This window comes from Actinophytocola sp. NPDC049390, assembly GCF_044466355.1.
In the GTDB taxonomy this organism is placed as follows: Bacteria; Actinomycetota; Actinomycetes; order Mycobacteriales; family Pseudonocardiaceae; genus Actinophytocola.
In genome coordinates, this window is the sequence record NZ_JBITMQ010000009.1 from 56191 (window position 1) to 72008 (window position 15818).

General features: G+C 72.9%; 12 protein-coding genes and 1 pseudogene. 7 read left to right on the plus strand and 6 right to left on the minus strand.

Annotated features, from left to right (window positions below; genetic code table 11):
• Window positions 1-14: 14 nt before the first annotated feature.
• From ACIBVP_RS24605 to ACIBVP_RS24630, 6 genes are all read right to left on the minus strand, one after another.
• A complete protein-coding gene (locus ACIBVP_RS24605) occupies window positions 15-2126 on the minus strand; it encodes a transglutaminaseTgpA domain-containing protein (RefSeq protein ID WP_396108641.1) in 2112 nt (703 codons plus the stop codon).
• Window positions 2126-3277, minus strand: coding sequence for a DUF58 domain-containing protein (locus ACIBVP_RS24610; RefSeq protein ID WP_396108642.1), 1152 nt, complete (start codon window positions 3275-3277; stop codon window positions 2126-2128). The genes ACIBVP_RS24605 and ACIBVP_RS24610 overlap by 1 nt, the downstream gene beginning before the upstream one ends.
• Window positions 3277-4236: an AAA family ATPase gene (locus ACIBVP_RS24615; protein WP_396108643.1), complete on the minus strand. Its 960-nt coding sequence runs from the start codon at window positions 4234-4236 to the stop codon at window positions 3277-3279. Before ACIBVP_RS24615 ends, ACIBVP_RS24610 begins: the two co-directional genes overlap by 1 nt.
• On the minus strand, window positions 4233-6338 hold the full coding sequence (locus ACIBVP_RS24620) for a fibronectin type III domain-containing protein (protein WP_396108644.1): 2106 nt from the start codon (window positions 6336-6338) through the stop codon (window positions 4233-4235). The genes ACIBVP_RS24615 and ACIBVP_RS24620 overlap by 4 nt, the downstream gene beginning before the upstream one ends.
• A 96-nt stretch (window positions 6339-6434) precedes the next feature.
• A complete protein-coding gene (locus ACIBVP_RS24625; RefSeq protein WP_396108645.1) occupies window positions 6435-7688 on the minus strand; it encodes a sensor histidine kinase in 1254 nt (417 codons plus the stop codon).
• Window positions 7685-8356: a response regulator transcription factor gene (locus ACIBVP_RS24630; protein WP_396108957.1), complete on the minus strand. Its 672-nt coding sequence runs from the start codon at window positions 8354-8356 to the stop codon at window positions 7685-7687. Before ACIBVP_RS24630 ends, ACIBVP_RS24625 begins: the two co-directional genes overlap by 4 nt.
• Before the next feature lie 176 nt (window positions 8357-8532).
• On the opposite strand from ACIBVP_RS24630, the gene ACIBVP_RS24635 reads away from it, so the two are divergent.
• The 7 genes and pseudogenes from ACIBVP_RS24635 to ACIBVP_RS24665 form a co-directional block, all read left to right on the plus strand.
• On the plus strand, window positions 8533-9903 hold the full coding sequence (locus tag ACIBVP_RS24635) for a hypothetical protein (protein WP_396108646.1): 1371 nt from the start codon (window positions 8533-8535) through the stop codon (window positions 9901-9903).
• Entirely contained in the window at window positions 9900-10619 is a 720-nt protein-coding gene (locus ACIBVP_RS24640; protein ID WP_396108647.1) for a LuxR C-terminal-related transcriptional regulator, read from the plus strand. Before ACIBVP_RS24635 ends, ACIBVP_RS24640 begins: the two co-directional genes overlap by 4 nt.
• Window positions 10619-12265 carry a right-handed parallel beta-helix repeat-containing protein gene (locus ACIBVP_RS24645; RefSeq protein ID WP_396108648.1) on the plus strand — a complete coding sequence of 549 codons (1647 nt, stop codon included), beginning with the start codon at window positions 10619-10621 and terminating at the stop codon, window positions 12263-12265. Before ACIBVP_RS24640 ends, ACIBVP_RS24645 begins: the two co-directional genes overlap by 1 nt.
• A 24-nt stretch (window positions 12266-12289) precedes the next feature.
• Complete coding sequence (locus ACIBVP_RS24650; RefSeq protein ID WP_396108649.1) at window positions 12290-12940, plus strand: response regulator transcription factor; 651 nt, start codon at window positions 12290-12292, stop codon at window positions 12938-12940.
• A 43-nt stretch (window positions 12941-12983) separates the two neighbouring features.
• A complete protein-coding gene (locus tag ACIBVP_RS24655) occupies window positions 12984-13448 on the plus strand; it encodes a hypothetical protein (protein ID WP_396108650.1) in 465 nt (154 codons plus the stop codon).
• A gap of 356 nt (window positions 13449-13804) precedes the next feature.
• The gene (locus tag ACIBVP_RS24660; RefSeq protein WP_396108958.1) at window positions 13805-14530 is read left to right on the plus strand and encodes a GGDEF domain-containing protein; all 726 of its coding nucleotides are present in this window, start codon (window positions 13805-13807) and stop codon (window positions 14528-14530) included.
• A 268-nt stretch (window positions 14531-14798) separates the two neighbouring features.
• Window positions 14799-15818, plus strand: a pseudogene (locus ACIBVP_RS24665) (hypothetical protein); the annotation flags it as partial.

Below are 15818 nucleotides of genomic sequence, written 5' to 3' on the forward strand. Positions count from 1 at the left end.
GGTTCCGCCCGCTTTCAGCGGGGTGACACCAGGGTTCGCGGGTCCAGTGCGGCCTTCACCCTGGCACCGAAGGGCCGTTTGGCCAGTCCGGTGCGTACGGCACGCACCGCCGTCCACGCCTCGGTCGCGGTGGTCGGTGCCGGGCCGGTCGGTGACCACAGTGCGACGTCCACGGACCGTGCCAGTGCGTGCAGGCCGGGGACCACCAGCGGGTCGTTCGTCGCGGCGGCCAGGTCTCGGGGGGTCATGCCCGGGGTGTACGGCACGCCGTGGGCTCTCAGGCGGTCCCTCGCCTCCGCCCACGCGCCGACCACCGCCGCGGCGCCGGGACGGCGGCGCCGCCGTCGTGTTCGCAGCGCTCGGAACAGGGGCACGCCACCGACCCACGCGACGACGAGCACCCCGGCACCGCCCAGCACCCAGGCCCACGGGAACGGCTCGCCGTCGGACGTGGTGGTGCCCTCGGTCTCCTCGTCGTCCTCCGGCAGCTCCGGGTCGCGCACGTCCTCCAGCGGTGGCAGCTGCTCCCTCGCCTCGGCGGTGGCCTCCGCCAGTCCCTTCGGTTTCGTGCCCGTGCCGCTGGTCGCGCCCGCCGGGTCCAGTGGCACCCAGCCGATGCCCGCGACGGCCACCTCCGGCCACGCCAGGACGTCGGAGTTGTGGACCACCACGTCGTCACCGGTCTCCTCCGGTGCGCGGAAGCCGACCGCGATGCGTGCCGGGATGCCCACGATGCGGGCCAGCACCACGTAGGCGGCGGCGAACTGCTCGGTCGTGCCGCGTCGGTTGTCGAGCAGGAACGTCCGCAGCTGGGGCCATCCGCTGCCGCTCGGCAGGTCGCTGCCGGTGGCGAGCCGGTAGTTGTCGCGGAAGAACTGTTCCAGCACCAGCGCGGTCTGGAACGCGGGGCGGTCGTCGCGGACGGCTTCGCGCGCGAGGTCGGCGATGCCGGCAGGCACCTGGCCGAGGTCGCCGAAACCGGTGCGGGCGGACGGGTCGATGGCGGCGTCCCGCAGTTCCGCCGCGTCGGGGCGTGGTTCCCACCACGTCAGGGTGTAGGCCGCGGGGCCGGTGCGCCCGTACGCCATGAGCGTGCCGGACGCCTCGTCCACCAGCGGCGCCAGCCCGGTCACCGACGCGGGCAGCGCCTGGCTCGGCAGCCACGGGGTTTCCGTGCCGGGGTACCGGATGCTGGCGGTGTACTCGTCCCGCGGCACGTCGAGCACGGGCCGCAGCTCGGCGCCGAGACGCCTCGGCTGGGCGCTCGGGGTCCAGTTGACGCCGTTGAACCGGTCCAGCACCGCGAGGCGCCAGCGGTCGACCGGGTGGTCTGCGGAGTAGGAGAACACCGGCTCGTCCGGGTCCTGCATGCGTTCGGTCAGCTCGTCGAGCGGGCTCGCGACGCGGGCCGGTGGCAGTGGCACGAACTGCTTGTCCCGCAAGGAGACCGCGGGCCGGTCGACGGGGTGGACGACCGTAGCGAGGACGGCGCCCGCCACGGCGAGCACGACGGTCGGCACGACCAGCGCGAGGGCCACGAACGAGCGGCGGGCCGCCGTGGGCACGGCGTCGCCCGCTCTGTCGCTTGTGGACAGCAGCAGCCCGGCGACCACCGCGAACGCGAACGCGGCGAGCACCGCCGTGAGCCCTGTCAGCGAGACGTACGCCTGCGACAGCACCACCATCGCGACCCCGGGCAGCAGCGCGAGAAGCGGCCACCGCAGCAGTTCGAGCCCGAGCGTGGCGGCGACGAGCGCGGCCAGCGGGACGAACAGCATCAGCTCCGGATCGGGGCGGGCGGGCCAGGTGGACTGCAGGGTCAGCTGCCACGACTCGGTGACACCCGCGAGCAGGGCCCGGCCGGTCTCGGCGGTCGGCAGTCCGGCGAGCGTGGTGGGGAACAGCATCGCCTCGGACAGCGCGAGCAACCCGACGACGAGCACCAGCACCGCACGCCACGGCACCAGCGCGGGACGGCGTGCGCACAGCTCCGACACCGCGAACCCGGCGGCGACGACCAGCGCGAGCGGCAGCAGCAGCGCGCCGATGCCGAAAACGGGCGCGAACAGCAGACCCGGGCCCGCCGCGGTGAACAGCACGGCGAGGACGGAGGCACGTGTGGTCATCAGTGGGCTGCCACGTTCCAGCGCCGGGTGCCGCCCTTCGCGTTCGGGGCCTGGATCACCCGCGTGTTCGGGATGCGCATCGGAACTCCCGTGTTGGCGCCGCCCGCGATGGTGACGACCACCGCGGACGCGTAGTGGGGTCGCAGTGCCGCGACGGCGGTCAGGTCGTCCTGCCGTGCGCTCGCCAGCACCACGACGAGCGAGCCGCCGCGGTCCGGGCCCTTGGTCAGCTCGCGCGGCACCAACGGCCCGCCACTAACCGGTGTCAGTTCGCACAGTTCGTCGAGCACCTGGCGCACGGCCTGCTGCCCGCCGCCCGGTTTCAGGTCGGCGCCGGACGTCGTCAGCAGCCGGCACCAGTAGCCCTCGGCCGCGGCGGCGGACATCAGCGACGCGGTCAGGTCCACCGCCTCCTCCAGCACCTCCGGCGGCACGAGGTCGGCGCGGGTGTCGAGCAGCGTGGTGAACCTGGGCTGGTTCGGGTCCACGTAGTCGCGGACCATGAGCCGACCGGTGCGGGCGGTCGCCTTCCAGTGCAGGTGGCGGACCTCGTCGCCGGGCTCGTACTCGCGCACGTCCCGCAGGTCCAGGGAGCCGTGCAGCGAGTCGTCGGTGGTGCTGCCCTCGTGGTGGTGGCGCGGGTGCCCGGCAACCAGGGCACGCACCGGGTACGTCTTCGGGTGCACCCACAACGTCGCGGTGTCCCCGGTGGTCAGCCTGCTGCGGCCGAGCCCGAGCGGGTCGACGCGTTCCAGCGTCAGCGGGCCGACCTCGAACCGGCCGCGCCGCTTCGTGGGCAGTTCGTAGTGGTACACGGCTTCCGCGCCCGGTGCGAGCGGGCGCACCGAGACGGCGTGGAAGCCGCCGTCGACCCGGTCGCCCGCGATGAAACCGCCGTGGCGGCGGCCTGTCGCGTTGTGCACGCGCAGCCGCGCGAACGCGGGCCTGCCGCGCTGCACCCGGTCCGGGTACACCTCACGGGTCACCGTGACACGTGGCCTGCGCGCGGTCATCACCAGCGCGGCGAGCACGGCACCGAACGCCGCCCCCGCGAGCGCCCGCAGCACCGGGAAACCGGCCCACTCGCCCGCCGCGTACAGCACGACCGCACCGGCGAGCACGACCCAGCCGCGCAAGGTGAGCCGAGGCACTAGGTCACCGTGGCGGACACGGCGGGTGCCGGGACCGCGGCGAGCACCTCGTCGACGATGTCGCTGGTACGCCGCTGGTTCAGCTCGGCCTCGGCGTTGAGGATCAGCCGGTGCTCCAGCACCGGCTTCGCGACTTCCTTGATGTCGTCGGGGGTGACGAAGGCGCGGCCGTACGTCGCGGCCACCGCCTGCCCGGCCCGCACGAGCGCGATCGAGCCGCGTGGGCTCGCGCCGTAGCGCAGCGCGGCGTGCTCGCGGGTCGCGGCGGTCACCCGGGCCGCGTACTCGACCACGGCCGGGTCGATGTGCGCGGTCCGCACCTGGGCGACGGCCTGCTTGAGCGTCGCGATGTCCACGACCGGCGACAGCTCGTCCGGCCCGACACCGGCGCAGTCGCTCATGATCACCAGCATCTCGGACTCGAGGTTCGGGTAGCCGACCGACAGTCTCATCAGGAACCGGTCGAGCTGGGCCTCCGGCAGCCGGTAGGTGCCCTCCATCTCGATCGGGTTCTGGGTCGCCACCACGAGGAACGGCCTCGGCACCTCGTGGCGGACCGAGTCGACGGTGACGGTGCGCTCGCTCATCACCTCGAGCAGCGCCGACTGCGTCTTCGGTGTGCCGCGGTTGATCTCGTCGGCCAGCACCACGTTCGCGAAGATGCCGCCGGGGCGGAACTCGAACGTCTCACTGCCCTGCCGGAAGACCTGCACCCCGGTGACGTCGCTCGGCAACAGGTCCGGGGTGAACTGGATGCGGCTGTACGAGCCACCGATGCTTCTGGCGAGACAGCGGGCGAGCGTCGTCTTGCCGAGCCCGGGCACGTCCTCGATGAGCAGGTGCCCCTCGGCGAGGAGCGCCGCCACGGCGAGCCGCACCAACCCCGGCTTGCCCCTGATGACGCCCTGCACGTTGGCCGCGATCAGCTCGTAGACCTGACCCGCGGTCGGTTGAGTCACCCTGCCCTCCACGTGATTCGGTTGGATGTGTAGACGGTGCCGTCCGGCGTGGTCACGGTCACCCAGACCTCGTAGCCGACCCCGGCGTAGGCGAACCGGTCGATGTCGGCGAAGCCGTTCTCGTCCGTGGGTGTCGCGTGGCTGTTCTCGTAGCCCTCCTGGGTGGAGTGCGCCGTGAACGTGAGCATCGTGTCCGGCGGGAAACCCGACGCCTCCACGTGCATCCAGGAACAGCCCGGCTCGCCGCCGCAGTACTCGTCGGTCGCGGCCCCCTGCCTCAACGTCACGACCGGGTTGTCGGCGGGCGGTGCGCCTTCGGTTCTCGTGCTCGCGGTGCCCCCGGCGACCTGCGCCCCGGCCGGGTTGGTCGTGACCGGCCTGACCGAGACCGTCATGGCCGTGTCGACCTGGACGCCGGTGACCGTTGCCGACAGCCCGGTCACGGTCACCTGCCGGAACCCGCCCACGTTGACCTCGTAGTGCGCGAACCGGCCGGTGCCCATGTCCGCGGGCGCGGCCCAGTTCACCGTCACGGTCTGGTTGTCGAAGTCGTTGGTGGCGACCAGGTTCCTCGGCGCCGACGCGGCCCGGAACGGCGCGGTCGGGGTCACGGGGTTCGACGAGCTGCCCGGCCCGACGCCGACTCCGTTGACGGCGGCCACGGTGAACACGTACCTGGTGCCGTTGGCCAGCCGCGGGATGTCCAGCGACCGGGCACCCGGGCCCGTGGTCCGGGAGCCACCCGCCCACGTCACCCGGTAGCCCGTGATCGGGGACCGGTTGTCCGCGGCGGCTCCCCACCGGACGGTCGCCGCCGCGTTGCCCGGGGTCGCGCTGACCCCGGCGGGCGCGCCCGGCTGGGTCGGCGGCACCCGGGGCGGCGGCTGCCGCTCACGGCGCGGGTCGGGTTCCTCGGTCGCCGGCGGCTGCTGCCGCTCCGGCTGATCGGGTTTCGGCCGCTCCGGCTTCGGCCCGGCCACCGGCGGACTGTCGGCGTCGCCACCGCGCGGCGCGGCCTGCTCGTCACTGTCGCCCTCGATCGGCACGTCGGTGAGCTCCCCGTCCCGGTCGACGACCACGACGTGCTTGCCCTCGTCGCCGTCGACGTAGAGCCGGTCGTCCTCGCCGCGCGAGATCCGCGGGTCGCCGCGCTCGGCGGGCAGTTCCGTGCGCTGCATCTGCTCACCCGCGCTGTCGTAGGTGATCAGCGTGTCCGTCGTGCGGTCGACGACCGCGACGACCTCGCCGGTGGAGACGGGCCCCGCGTAGTCGCCGTCCGGCAGGTCGACCTGGACGGGCTCCCGCCCGGACTCCGGCGTGGGCTCCGTGTCGACGAGGTGGATGCGGTTCGCGTCGAGGATGGCGATCCGGCCCGCCACGTCGGTGTCGGCGAGCACCGCGTCGTCGGACGCGTCCAGGCCGAGTTTCCGGCCCGCGCCGAGCCTGTCCTTCTCGACGGTGTGGAGGGTGTCGGACGTGGTGTCGACGAACACGACCTCGTCGCGCACCACGGTCAACGCGCCCTTGTGCCCGCGGGGCAGCGGCACCTGGCAGGCGGGCGCCTTGGCGCCCGACCGCAGCTGGCACAGCCAGCCCGCCTCGGCGCGCGGCAGCCACAACGTGCCGTCCCTGGTCGCGACCGGCGTGCCGATCCGCCCCTCCAGTTCCAGCGTGACGGACGGGTCACCGAGCCGTACGACCTTGCCCGACTGGCGGTACACCAGGTACGGGCCGCCCGCGGTCTCCACGCCGTAGCCCTTCTCCTTCGACGCGGGCGTGCTCGACTTCTCGACCTCGAGGCTCGACTTGCCGAACTCCGTGATCCGTTCGCTGCCGACCACGTACGCACTGGTGTCGCCCTGCAGCACCTGGTCGCCGGGACTGCCCGGCACGCCGGCACGCGCGTCGACGTTGCCGGTCGACCCGTCGACGTGGAGGACGGAGGAGAGCGCGCTGTTGTAGACCCAGTGGCCGGGCAGCAGGAACTGCACCGCCGACACGGGGTTCGCCGCGCCGGTCACCGCCGCGACGACGCCGGTCACGCAGGCCACCACGACCGCGACGACGGGCAGTCGGGTACGCCACGCTGTCTTCGAAGTCACGGCCACGCAGTAGAAAATAACCCGTTGCCCACGTCCGGCGACGACTGGTGACCGGAACCGGACACCAGGATGGACAGGCCACGACGAGCCGGGGGCTCAGGGCAGCACCGGCAGCGCGAGTTCGAAGATCGCGCCCGCGTCCTCCGCGTTGTAGACCGACAACGTCCCGCCGTGCGCGGTGGCGACCCAGCGCACGATCGACAGCCCGAGCCCCACACCCGGCCCCCCGCTGCTGGTCCGGAACCGGTCGAACGCCTCCTCGACGAAGTCGCTGCTCACGCCGGGTCCGTGGTCGGCGACGGTCACCCGGCCGCCCGCCACGGAGATGTGCACGATCGCGGGCTGGTTGGGCTGACGGCCGTAGCGCAGCGCGTTGCCGAGCAGGTTGCCGACCGCGCGCTGCAGGAGCGTCGGGTCCGCCATGACCTTGCACGGCGCCGCGGTGACCGTGACGCTCGCACCTTCCGCCGGCGTCTCCTCCACCACACCGGTGACCAGTTGGTCCAGCCACACCGGCTGCATGGCCAGCCGCTCGACGCCCGCGGCGAGCCGGGCACGGACGAGGAGGCCGTCGATGATCGAGCCCATCCGAGCCGCCAGCCGGACCGTGCGCGGCAGCAACTCCGCGCGCTGCGCGGGATTCCGCAGCGCCGTCTCGGCGAGCGCCCGCAGCGCGGCCACCGGGGTGCGCAGGTCGTGCGCGGTCTCGGCGAGCAGCACCTCCTGTTGTTCCAGCGCCCCGACCGCGGGCCGGATCGCCCGGCCGGCGAGCAGGTGCCCGGCCAGCGCGAGGCTGCCGATGAGCACGACCGTGCCGAGGACCACGAACAGCACCAGCCGGTCGTGCTCGCCGAGCGTCGGCTCCGCGTCGACCACCGCGACGACCGCGCCGAGGTAACCCGACTCGCCCTGGAACGGCTGGGCCCGCACCCGCACCTTCTGGCCGTCCAGGCTGCTCTTGTAGCCGTACACCTCCCGGCCGGTGCGCGTGGCGTCCGCGGCGAGACCGTGCAGCACCGCGGGGTTCATCCGTACGCAGTCGCGCCCGCTGAAGTGCTCGAACGTGCCACCGGTGTCCCCGGGCAGCACCGCGAACTGCGGGCACTGCCCGTTGATCTCGTCACGCGTGATGAGGCCGGTGACGACCGCGTCCCCGTCCCGGTTGATCAGGCGGACGACGGTCGAGGTGACCTTGGACAGCTCCAGGTCCATGCGCTGCTCGCCGCGGTCATGGTCCATGTCCACGACCAGCCAGGCGAACACGATCAGGCCGATCGCGTTCATGACGGTGAACATGGCGGTCAGCACCAACCGGAGGCGCCGCAACCGGTCGGCGGAGGATCGGTTCACGACACGGGACCGTATGCCCCGAGCCGGTACCCGCGACCGCGGACCGTGTGGATCAGCTCCGGCTGCCCCAGTTTGCGGCGCAGCCGCTTCACCACCACGTCCACCACGTTGGACATCGGGTCGGCCTCGGCGTCCCAGCAGTGCTCGATGAGATCGGTGCGGGACACCACCTGGTCCGGCCGCATCGCCAGGTACTCCAGGACGGCGAACTCCTTGTCGGACAACGTGAGCAGCACACCGCCACGGCGCACGGCCCGGCGCGCGCAGTCGACCTCCAGGTCGGCGTGCCGCAGCACCGACGGCCGACCGTCCGGACGGCGGCACAGGATCATCACCCGCGCGGCCATCTCCGCCACGGAGAACGGTTTCACGAGGTAGTCGTCGCCGCCCGCGGCGAAACCCGCGACCCGGTCGGCGACCGCGTCGCGTGCGGTGAGGAACAGGACGGGGGTGCTCCAGCCCGCCTGTCTGCGGCGCTGCACGTAGTCGAGGGCGTCACCGTCCGGCAGCATCCGGTCGAACACGACGCAGGCGAGCCCGCCCTGCCGCAGCACCGCGTCCGCGGTCGCGAGATCACGTGCCTCGACCACGTCGAGACCGGCCGCGCCCAGCTCCACGGCGACGGAAAACCGCAGGTCCTCGTCGTCCTCGACCACCATCACGCGCATTGTCATCGAAACCTAATGTGCGCTGCTCGATCGTGGTCCACAACGCAGACCGTATCCGCACCGACCGGTCCGGCGGCAGCACTGGCCGGAACCGGACGCTGGTGAACCGCACCGCCGGTGTGGGACCGGTCCCAGCGAGTCGTTCCTACCGTTTTCGCGCCAGGAGGAGGTGACCGGTGGACCCTCGACCGACCACGACAGCCGCCGCGACAGCCGGCGGCCAGTCCCACGCACGGCAGGCCGCGGCGGCCGCGCCGGCCGGCGCCGGGGAAGCCCGGCAGGCGCCACAGCGGTTCGCGGACCGACGGGCGGCGGCGCAGGCCGTCCGGCCGATGGCACAGCCGCTGCCCGCGGCCGACCCGCACACGCGGCCGCTGCTGCTCGCACCACCCGCGCGGCCGAGGCCGCCGGCACCGGCGCCGCGGCCCGCCGCGCCGCCGAAGCAGACCTGGACGCGGCACGTCCGCGCGTACGTCCGGCGCCTGTCACCGGTGCAGGTGATCTGCTGGCAGGTCGCCGTGCTCGCGGTCGTGCTGACCGTGCGGCAGCCGTGGCCGGTGCTGACCGGCGCGTCGGCGGGTGCGGCGGTGCTGCTCGCGCTGACCGGCGTGCGGGTACGCGACCGGTGGCTGTACGAGCTGACCGGGCTGGCCGTCGCGTTCGCGCTGCGGTCCCGCAGGCGGGACCTGCCGGAGAACGGCGGCACCCCGGGGATGACGTTGGCACTGCTGGGAATGCTGCTGCCGGGCTCGACCGTGCGGACGGTGGAGACCAGCCAGGGCCCGGCCATGGCGCTCAGCCACCAAGGCGGCCTGACGACGCAGCTCAGGCCCCGCACGGTGAGCCCGGAAATCCTCCACGCGCTGCCCATGCCCGCCGCGCTGCTGCCCACGGTGTCCGACAGTGCCGTCGACCGAGCGGGCAGGCACCACACGTTCGGCGTGCAGCTCGTGCTCCACGTCGGTGCGCGGCCGGAGCAGCCGCGCAGGCTGCTGATCGCGGTGCACGCCGCCCGCACGGTCGACACCCCCGTCGACGCCGAGCTGACGCTCGCGACCCGCAACGCGATGCGCCGCGTGCGCAGCGCGCTCGGCCGTGCCGGTGTGCAGGCGGAGCCGCTCGCCGAGGAGCCCGCGCTGTCGGCCATCGGCGGGCTCGCGCACGTCACCGGCGGCAGGAACGAGGTGCGCGAGGACTGGAAGTTCTGGCGCACCGGGCCCGTCAGCCAGTCCGTGTTCCTGCTCGGTGGCTGGGACACGCTCACCGACGCACAGGCGCACCGGCTCGTCGGCATGCTGCTCGCGGGCATCCCCGGCGTCGCCGCGACCGTGACGCTCGGCGCCGTCTCCGACGGGCGGGCCCGGCGCCGCGGTGAACCACGCGCGGGCGCCACCGTCCGCCTCGCCGCCACCACGGAGGCCGCCGTCGAGGCCGCCGCCAAGTCCATCACCGACCGTCTCGCGCCTTCGGGGGTTCGCCTCGTTCGGCTCGACGGCGCACACGTCCACGGTGTCGCCGCATCGCTTCCGATCGGAGTGTTTCTATGACTGTCCTCGCCGAAAACCCTGTCACCGTCCTGCGTCCGGCCGCGACCTCGCAGCACGCGGTCCGGTGCCCGTCCAGCGCGGGCGTCGAGGCCCTGGTCGCGTCCGCGAAGCAGGAGGTGCTCGTGATGAGCACCCAGTCGATCTCGGACCGCGACCCGATCGGCGGCGTGCGCCGCGTCGACCACGAGAACCTGCGCCGCGGGGTGCGGTACCGGGTGCTCGTGCCCGACACCGCGCGCACCGCGCCGGTGCTCGCCAACCGGCTCGGCGCGCTCGCGCTGGCGGGCGCGGTCATCAGAACCGTCCCCGAGGTGCCGACCGACGCGCTGGTGATCGACGGCGCGCTCGCCGGCGGCAAGGTCGTGCTGCGCGAGGACCGCACCGCGGCGGGCCGGTCGCTGGGCACCGCCGTGTTCGGGCTGTCGAGCGTGGTCACGACGACCGCGGAGCTGTTCGAGCGGGTGTGGCTGTCCGCGGTGCCGATGACCGCGTCGGACCTGCCGGACGCGGCCGAGCTGAACGGCCGGGAGAAGGAGCTGCTGTCGCTGCTGTTCTCCGGCAGCACCGACGAGTCCGCCGCGGCGCGGATCGGCGTCTCGGTGCGGACCGTGCGCCGGATGGTCGCCGACATCATGAACCGGCTCGGCGCCCGGAGCCGTTTCCAGGCCGGCGCCAAGGCCGCCGACCGCGGCTGGCTCGTGGAACTGGCGGGCTGATGACTCTCATGGCAGCACGCACCCTGCTCGTGGCGCCCGGCCGGCACGGCGCCTACCCCACCATCGGCGACGCGCTCGGCAACGCGCCGGACGGCGGCGTCATCGCGATCGCCGCGGGCACCTACACGGAGACGTTCGAGCTGGCGGACCGCAGGCTCGAGCTGCGCGCGCACGAGGGCGGCGAGGTGGTGCTCGACGCCACCGGCGGGGACTGGCCCGCGCTGACCGTGCGCGGCGGCGCCCTCACCCTCAACGGCATCACCGTCAGGGCCGGTGCGGCCGCGGTGCAGGCTGAGGACGTCGAGCTGACCGTCGAGCGGTGCGTCCTGTCCACCGAGGTCGGTCCCGCGATCGCGGTGCGCGGCTGCAGGCGGTTCACGATCAGCCGGTGCACGGTCGAGAACTCCGACCAGGGCGTGGTGGTCGAGAGCTCGTCCGGCCGGATCGACGAGACGACCGTGCGGAACATCGCGGGCGACGGGATCGTCATCGGTCTCGGCGCCGACCCCGAGCTGCGGAACTGCGTGATCAGCGACTGCGGCCAGCGCGGCGTCTACGTCTACCAGTACGCCCGGCCGGTGCTGGAGTCGTGCGAGGTGTCGCGCACCGCGCACGAGGGCGTCGCGGTCGCCCAACAGAGCAGGCCGGAGCTGCGCAAGTGCAAGGTCCACGACGTCGGCGGGGTCGGCATCGCGTTCGCGGCGGGCTGCGCGGGTGCCGTCGACTCGTGCCACGTGGACAACGCCGCCCCGCCCGGGATCCTGCTGGCCGCGGGGGCGACGCCGACCGTGACCGAACCGGCGAAGCGGGCCGTGGCGAGCGGCGACGCCGGACTCGACGACCTGCTCGCCGACCTCGACGCGATGGTCGGGCTGCCCGGCGTCAAGGCCGAGGTGCACGCGGTCGTCGACGAGATCCAGGTCAACGAGTGGCGCCGGAGCGCGGGCCTGTCGGTCGGCACCGTCAGCCACCACCTGATCTTCGCGGGCGCCCCCGGCACCGGTAAGACGACCGTCGCCCGCACCTACGGGAAGCTGCTGAAGTCGCTCGGCGTGCTGCCGAAGGGGCAGTTCCGGGAGGTGTCGCGGCGCGACCTCGTGGGCCAGTACATCGGGCACACCGCGGAGAAGACGTCCGTGGTGTTCGAGGAGTCGCTCGGCGGCGTCCTGTTCATCGACGAGGCGTACACGCTGTCCCGGCAGGCCGGGTCCGGCGGCGACTTCGGCCAGGAGGCCATCGACACGCTCGTGAAGCTGATGGAGGACCACCGCGACGAGGTGGCCGTGATCGTCGCCGGGTACACGACCGAGATGGGCGAGTTCCTGTACGCCAACCCCGGTCTCGCGTCCCGCTTCTCCAAGACCATCGAGTTCGAGAACTACTCGCCGGACGACCTGGTGCGGATCATCGACCGGATGGTGGCGGCGGGCGACTACCGCGTTGACGAGGACGCGAACCCGGTGCTGCGCGAGTACTTCGCCCGCGTCGCCGACGACCCGAACTTCGGCAACGCCCGCGACGCGCGGCGGCTGTTCGAGAGCGTGCGGAAGGTGCAGTCGCAGCGGTTGCGGCTGCTCGGCCGGATGCCGGAGACGGCGGAACTGCGGACGCTCACCGTCGAGGACGTCCTCGCGGTAACGGGATAGGCCTGTTTCGATACTGTCTGATATGTGCGGGTGCTGGTGGTCGAGGACGATGAGAACCTGCGGATCGCGATCACCGGGTCGCTGCGCGCGGCCGGTTTCGCCGTCGACCCGGTCGGCGACCTCCCCGCCGCCGACGAGGCGCTCATGGTGAACTCCTACGACTGCGCCGTGTTCGACCGCATGCTGCCCTCCGGCGACTCCCTCCATTACATACGTGTGCGCCGCCCGCCGGTGCCCGTGCTGTTCCTGACCGCGCGCGACACGGTCGCCGACCGCATCGCCGGGCTCGAGCACGGCGACGACTACCTGGTGAAGCCGTTCGCCGTCGAGGAGATGGAGGCGCGGGTGCGGCGGCTGTGCAGGCGCGTGTCGAGCGGGCTGCCGCCGGTGCTGCGCTGCGGCGACCTGGAGGTCGACGGCGGACGGCACGAGGTGCGGCGCGCGGGCGTGCTGCTCACGGTGACCGCCAAGGAGTTCGACGTGCTGCGGCTGCTCGTCGCGCGCCAGCGCACCCCGGTCGGCCGCGCCGAGCTGATCAAGGAGGTGTGGGACCCGCTCGTGGACCCCACGTCCAACGTGCTCGACGTGGTGATCAACCAGCTGCGCCGCAAGCTGCGGCACCCACCCATGATCCACACCGTGCGTGGTTTCGGATATCGCATCGATCCCACGTGAGCACGGTTAGCCTGGAAGCACACCGCACTCCCCGGGGGACCACATGCGCCGCGCCCTGTTCGCCGTTCTCGGGTTCGCGAGCCTGCTGATCGCGGGCTGCACGTCCACCGTGGCCGGTGTGCCGCTGGCCGAGGACTCGCCGGACGACGACCGTCAGCTCGTGCAGGAGTACTTCGACGAGCTGAACGCGGCGGCCGAGGACGGCCCCGCGACACAGCGGGACTTCCTGCGCCGCAGCCAGCACCCGGACTACACGGACGACCTGTGCGATCTGGGCGACCTCACCCTGAACATCGACCCCGCCATGTCGACGCTGCGGGTCGACCCGGACTGGGTGCCGCCGGACGCGGGCCGCGACGCGGCACACCCGCGCGGGCTGGTGTACGTGCTCGGCGTGTCGATCAGCATCCGGCAGGACGGCGCGTTGCTCGGCGAGCAGATCGGCTCGCAGCGCGTCGTGGTGCTCGACGGCAAGGCATACGGCTTCGCGCCGTGTCCCACAGGCTAGTGACGCAGGGCGACGAGATCGACGCGGTTTGTGCGCTCCGCCATCCGACCGGAGTAGCCATCACTGGTTCGGAGCAGTCCCAGTTCCACCGGTAGGGGGAAATCCGAACACGCACCCGTCAACGTCTCAAGACAGCTCCGCCTCCCGTCGAAACAAGACCCAGTAGGGAGGTGAGCGCGATGGCGGTACTGGACACCCAACCCGACCCGGTCCAACGGGACGCCCGGTGGCGGGAGCGCAGGATCAACGAGCCGACGGTGCCGATTCAGCACCCGGCCCGGCGGGGCGAGGCCAGGACGGATGCCCGTGCCGAGGCCCGGGCGGAACGTGTCGAGTCCCGTGTCGAGTCCGAAGAGATGAGCCTGGTCGAGCTGCACCAGTCCATCGCCTCTCTCCTGGCGTCGCGCGGCGAGTGGCGGCAGGCGTACGAACACCTGCGGCACGCGCTGGACCTCGCCACGGCCGAGCGGCCACCCCAGGTGCCGGAGCAGTTCCGGCAGGAGGTGGCCAGGCTGCGCCGGGAGCACGCGGAGGCCCGCGAGCAGAGCATCCGCGACGCGCTCACCGCGAGCTACAACCGTCGCTACCTCGACCAGCGGCTGCTGGAGGTGGACCACCCGCGCGGCGAGTTCGCGGTGGCGCTGGTGGACCTCGACCTGTTCAAGCGCGTCAACGACACGTTCGGCCACCTGATCGGCGACCGCGTGCTGCAGCAGGTCGTCGAGTTGTTGCAGGTCGGCCTGCCCGAGGGCGGATTCTGCGCGCGGTACGGCGGCGAGGAGTTCGTGCTCATGCTGCCGGGCCTCGAAGGCGCGGCCGCGTGGGCGGTCGCGGAGGCTGCGCGCGCCCGCGTCGAACAGTTCCCGTGGTCGACCATCGTCCGCGGCCTCCACGTGACGGTGTCCATCGGCGTCGCACACGAGTCCGGGACCAGCGACGTCACCAGTCCCGAGCAGCAACTCCGCCTCGCGGACGGGCTGCTGTACACAGCCAAGCAGTCGGGCCGCAACAGCGTGGCCTACCGTGTCGGCGGCCAGGTCCGCCTTTCCGGCGCGGCCGGGCAGAGAAGCCGGCGTGTGTAGTTCCGGTCACCCTTGACCACCCCCTTGCGTCGGTTCGATAACATTTGAGGACACAAAGTCGATACCCCGATCGGGCGATCGTCTTGAGCCCAGTTGCGCACTGCCAGTGAGCAAATTTCGGTTGGCTGTCGTCAGAAGTGCCATCCGTCCGTACTATCTGGGCGCGGCATAGGACACTGTGGGTCGGCAAGCTAGTTGCGACACACAACGTCTTGATAAAGAAAGAGCCACGAGACCGTGGCCCGTACACGAGGTGAGAGGAGTCCGGGTGCCCGACGACGAACGCCTCGGCGGCACCCGCGATCCGCACGAGTACGGCAGAAGGCATCGCCGCGAGGAGCCCCCCGGTGGCGGCGGCGAGGAGAAGCCGAGGCGCCGCAGGCGCTCCATGGAGGCAGGCGGCGGCCTGAGCGTCGCGGACCTGGTGCAGAAGCACAGCGCGTCGAGGGCGGATCTCACGCCGGTCGACCCGCACCAGTTGCAGCAGAACGGCCTGATGAGCGGCCGTCGCGCCCGGCAGGACAGACAGAGCGCCGAGGGCCCCGCCGGCCGCGGCCACCCCGGCGAGGCCCCCCGGCGCCAGGCGCCGCCACCACCGTCCGTCGCCGATGCCCTGAACGGCACCACCCCCGACTTCCCCCGCGACGACGCTCCCCGCCCCGCCCGACGCGCGGCCCGCTTCCCCCAGGACGACAACTCCCGCCGTCCCCACCCTGGCGAGGCCGCCCGCAACGGCCGCCGCGCGGCGGAAGCCCCTGGTGAGACCTCCGGTCCCAGGCGCGCGACCGGCGCGTTCCTCCCCGGCCCGGCCGCGCCGGTCGGGGAGACGTCCGGCCACCACGCTCTCCCGGACACGCCCGCAACACGCACCCGGCGCGCCGGTGAGACCTCGGGTCGCCGGGCCCTTCCGCCGGACACCGACCGGCCGAGGCGTGCCGAAGCGTCGGGGCACCACGCCGTTCCCGGCGAGGCACCCAGCCCGAGCCCACGTCCCCGGCGTGCGCGCCGCGCGGGAGAGACCTCGGCCCACCACGCCCTCCCGGGCGAGCCCCCCGCGTTCCCGCAGGACGAGGTCCCGAACGGCCGCCGCAACCGCCGCCGTGCCGGTGAGGCGTCCGCCCACCACGCCGTCCCTGGCGGACCACCGGCGTTCCCGCACGAGGCCCGCAACGGCTTCGCACCGGGTGAAGGCACCGGACACCACGCCGTTCCGGGCGAACCGCCGGTGCGCAACGGCCGCCGCGCAGGCGAAGCCTCCGGACACCACGCCGCCCCGGCCTTCCCCCAC

Excerpts from the sequence above, each read along its gene's own strand:
- ACIBVP_RS24605 (WP_396108641.1), bottom strand. The coding sequence starts at position 2,126 with ATGACCACACGTGCCTCCGTCCTCGCCGTGCTGTTCACCGCGGCGGGC.
- ACIBVP_RS24630 (WP_396108957.1), bottom strand. The coding sequence starts at position 8,356 with ATGCGCGTGATGGTGGTCGAGGACGACGAGGACCTGCGGTTTTCCGTC.
- ACIBVP_RS24640 (WP_396108647.1), top strand. The coding sequence starts at position 9,900 with ATGACTGTCCTCGCCGAAAACCCTGTCACCGTCCTGCGTCCGGCCGCG.
- ACIBVP_RS24645 (WP_396108648.1), top strand. The coding sequence starts at position 10,619 with ATGACTCTCATGGCAGCACGCACCCTGCTCGTGGCGCCCGGCCGGCAC.
- ACIBVP_RS24655 (WP_396108650.1), top strand. The coding sequence starts at position 12,984 with ATGCGCCGCGCCCTGTTCGCCGTTCTCGGGTTCGCGAGCCTGCTGATC.
- ACIBVP_RS24660 (WP_396108958.1), top strand. The coding sequence starts at position 13,805 with ATGAGCCTGGTCGAGCTGCACCAGTCCATCGCCTCTCTCCTGGCGTCG.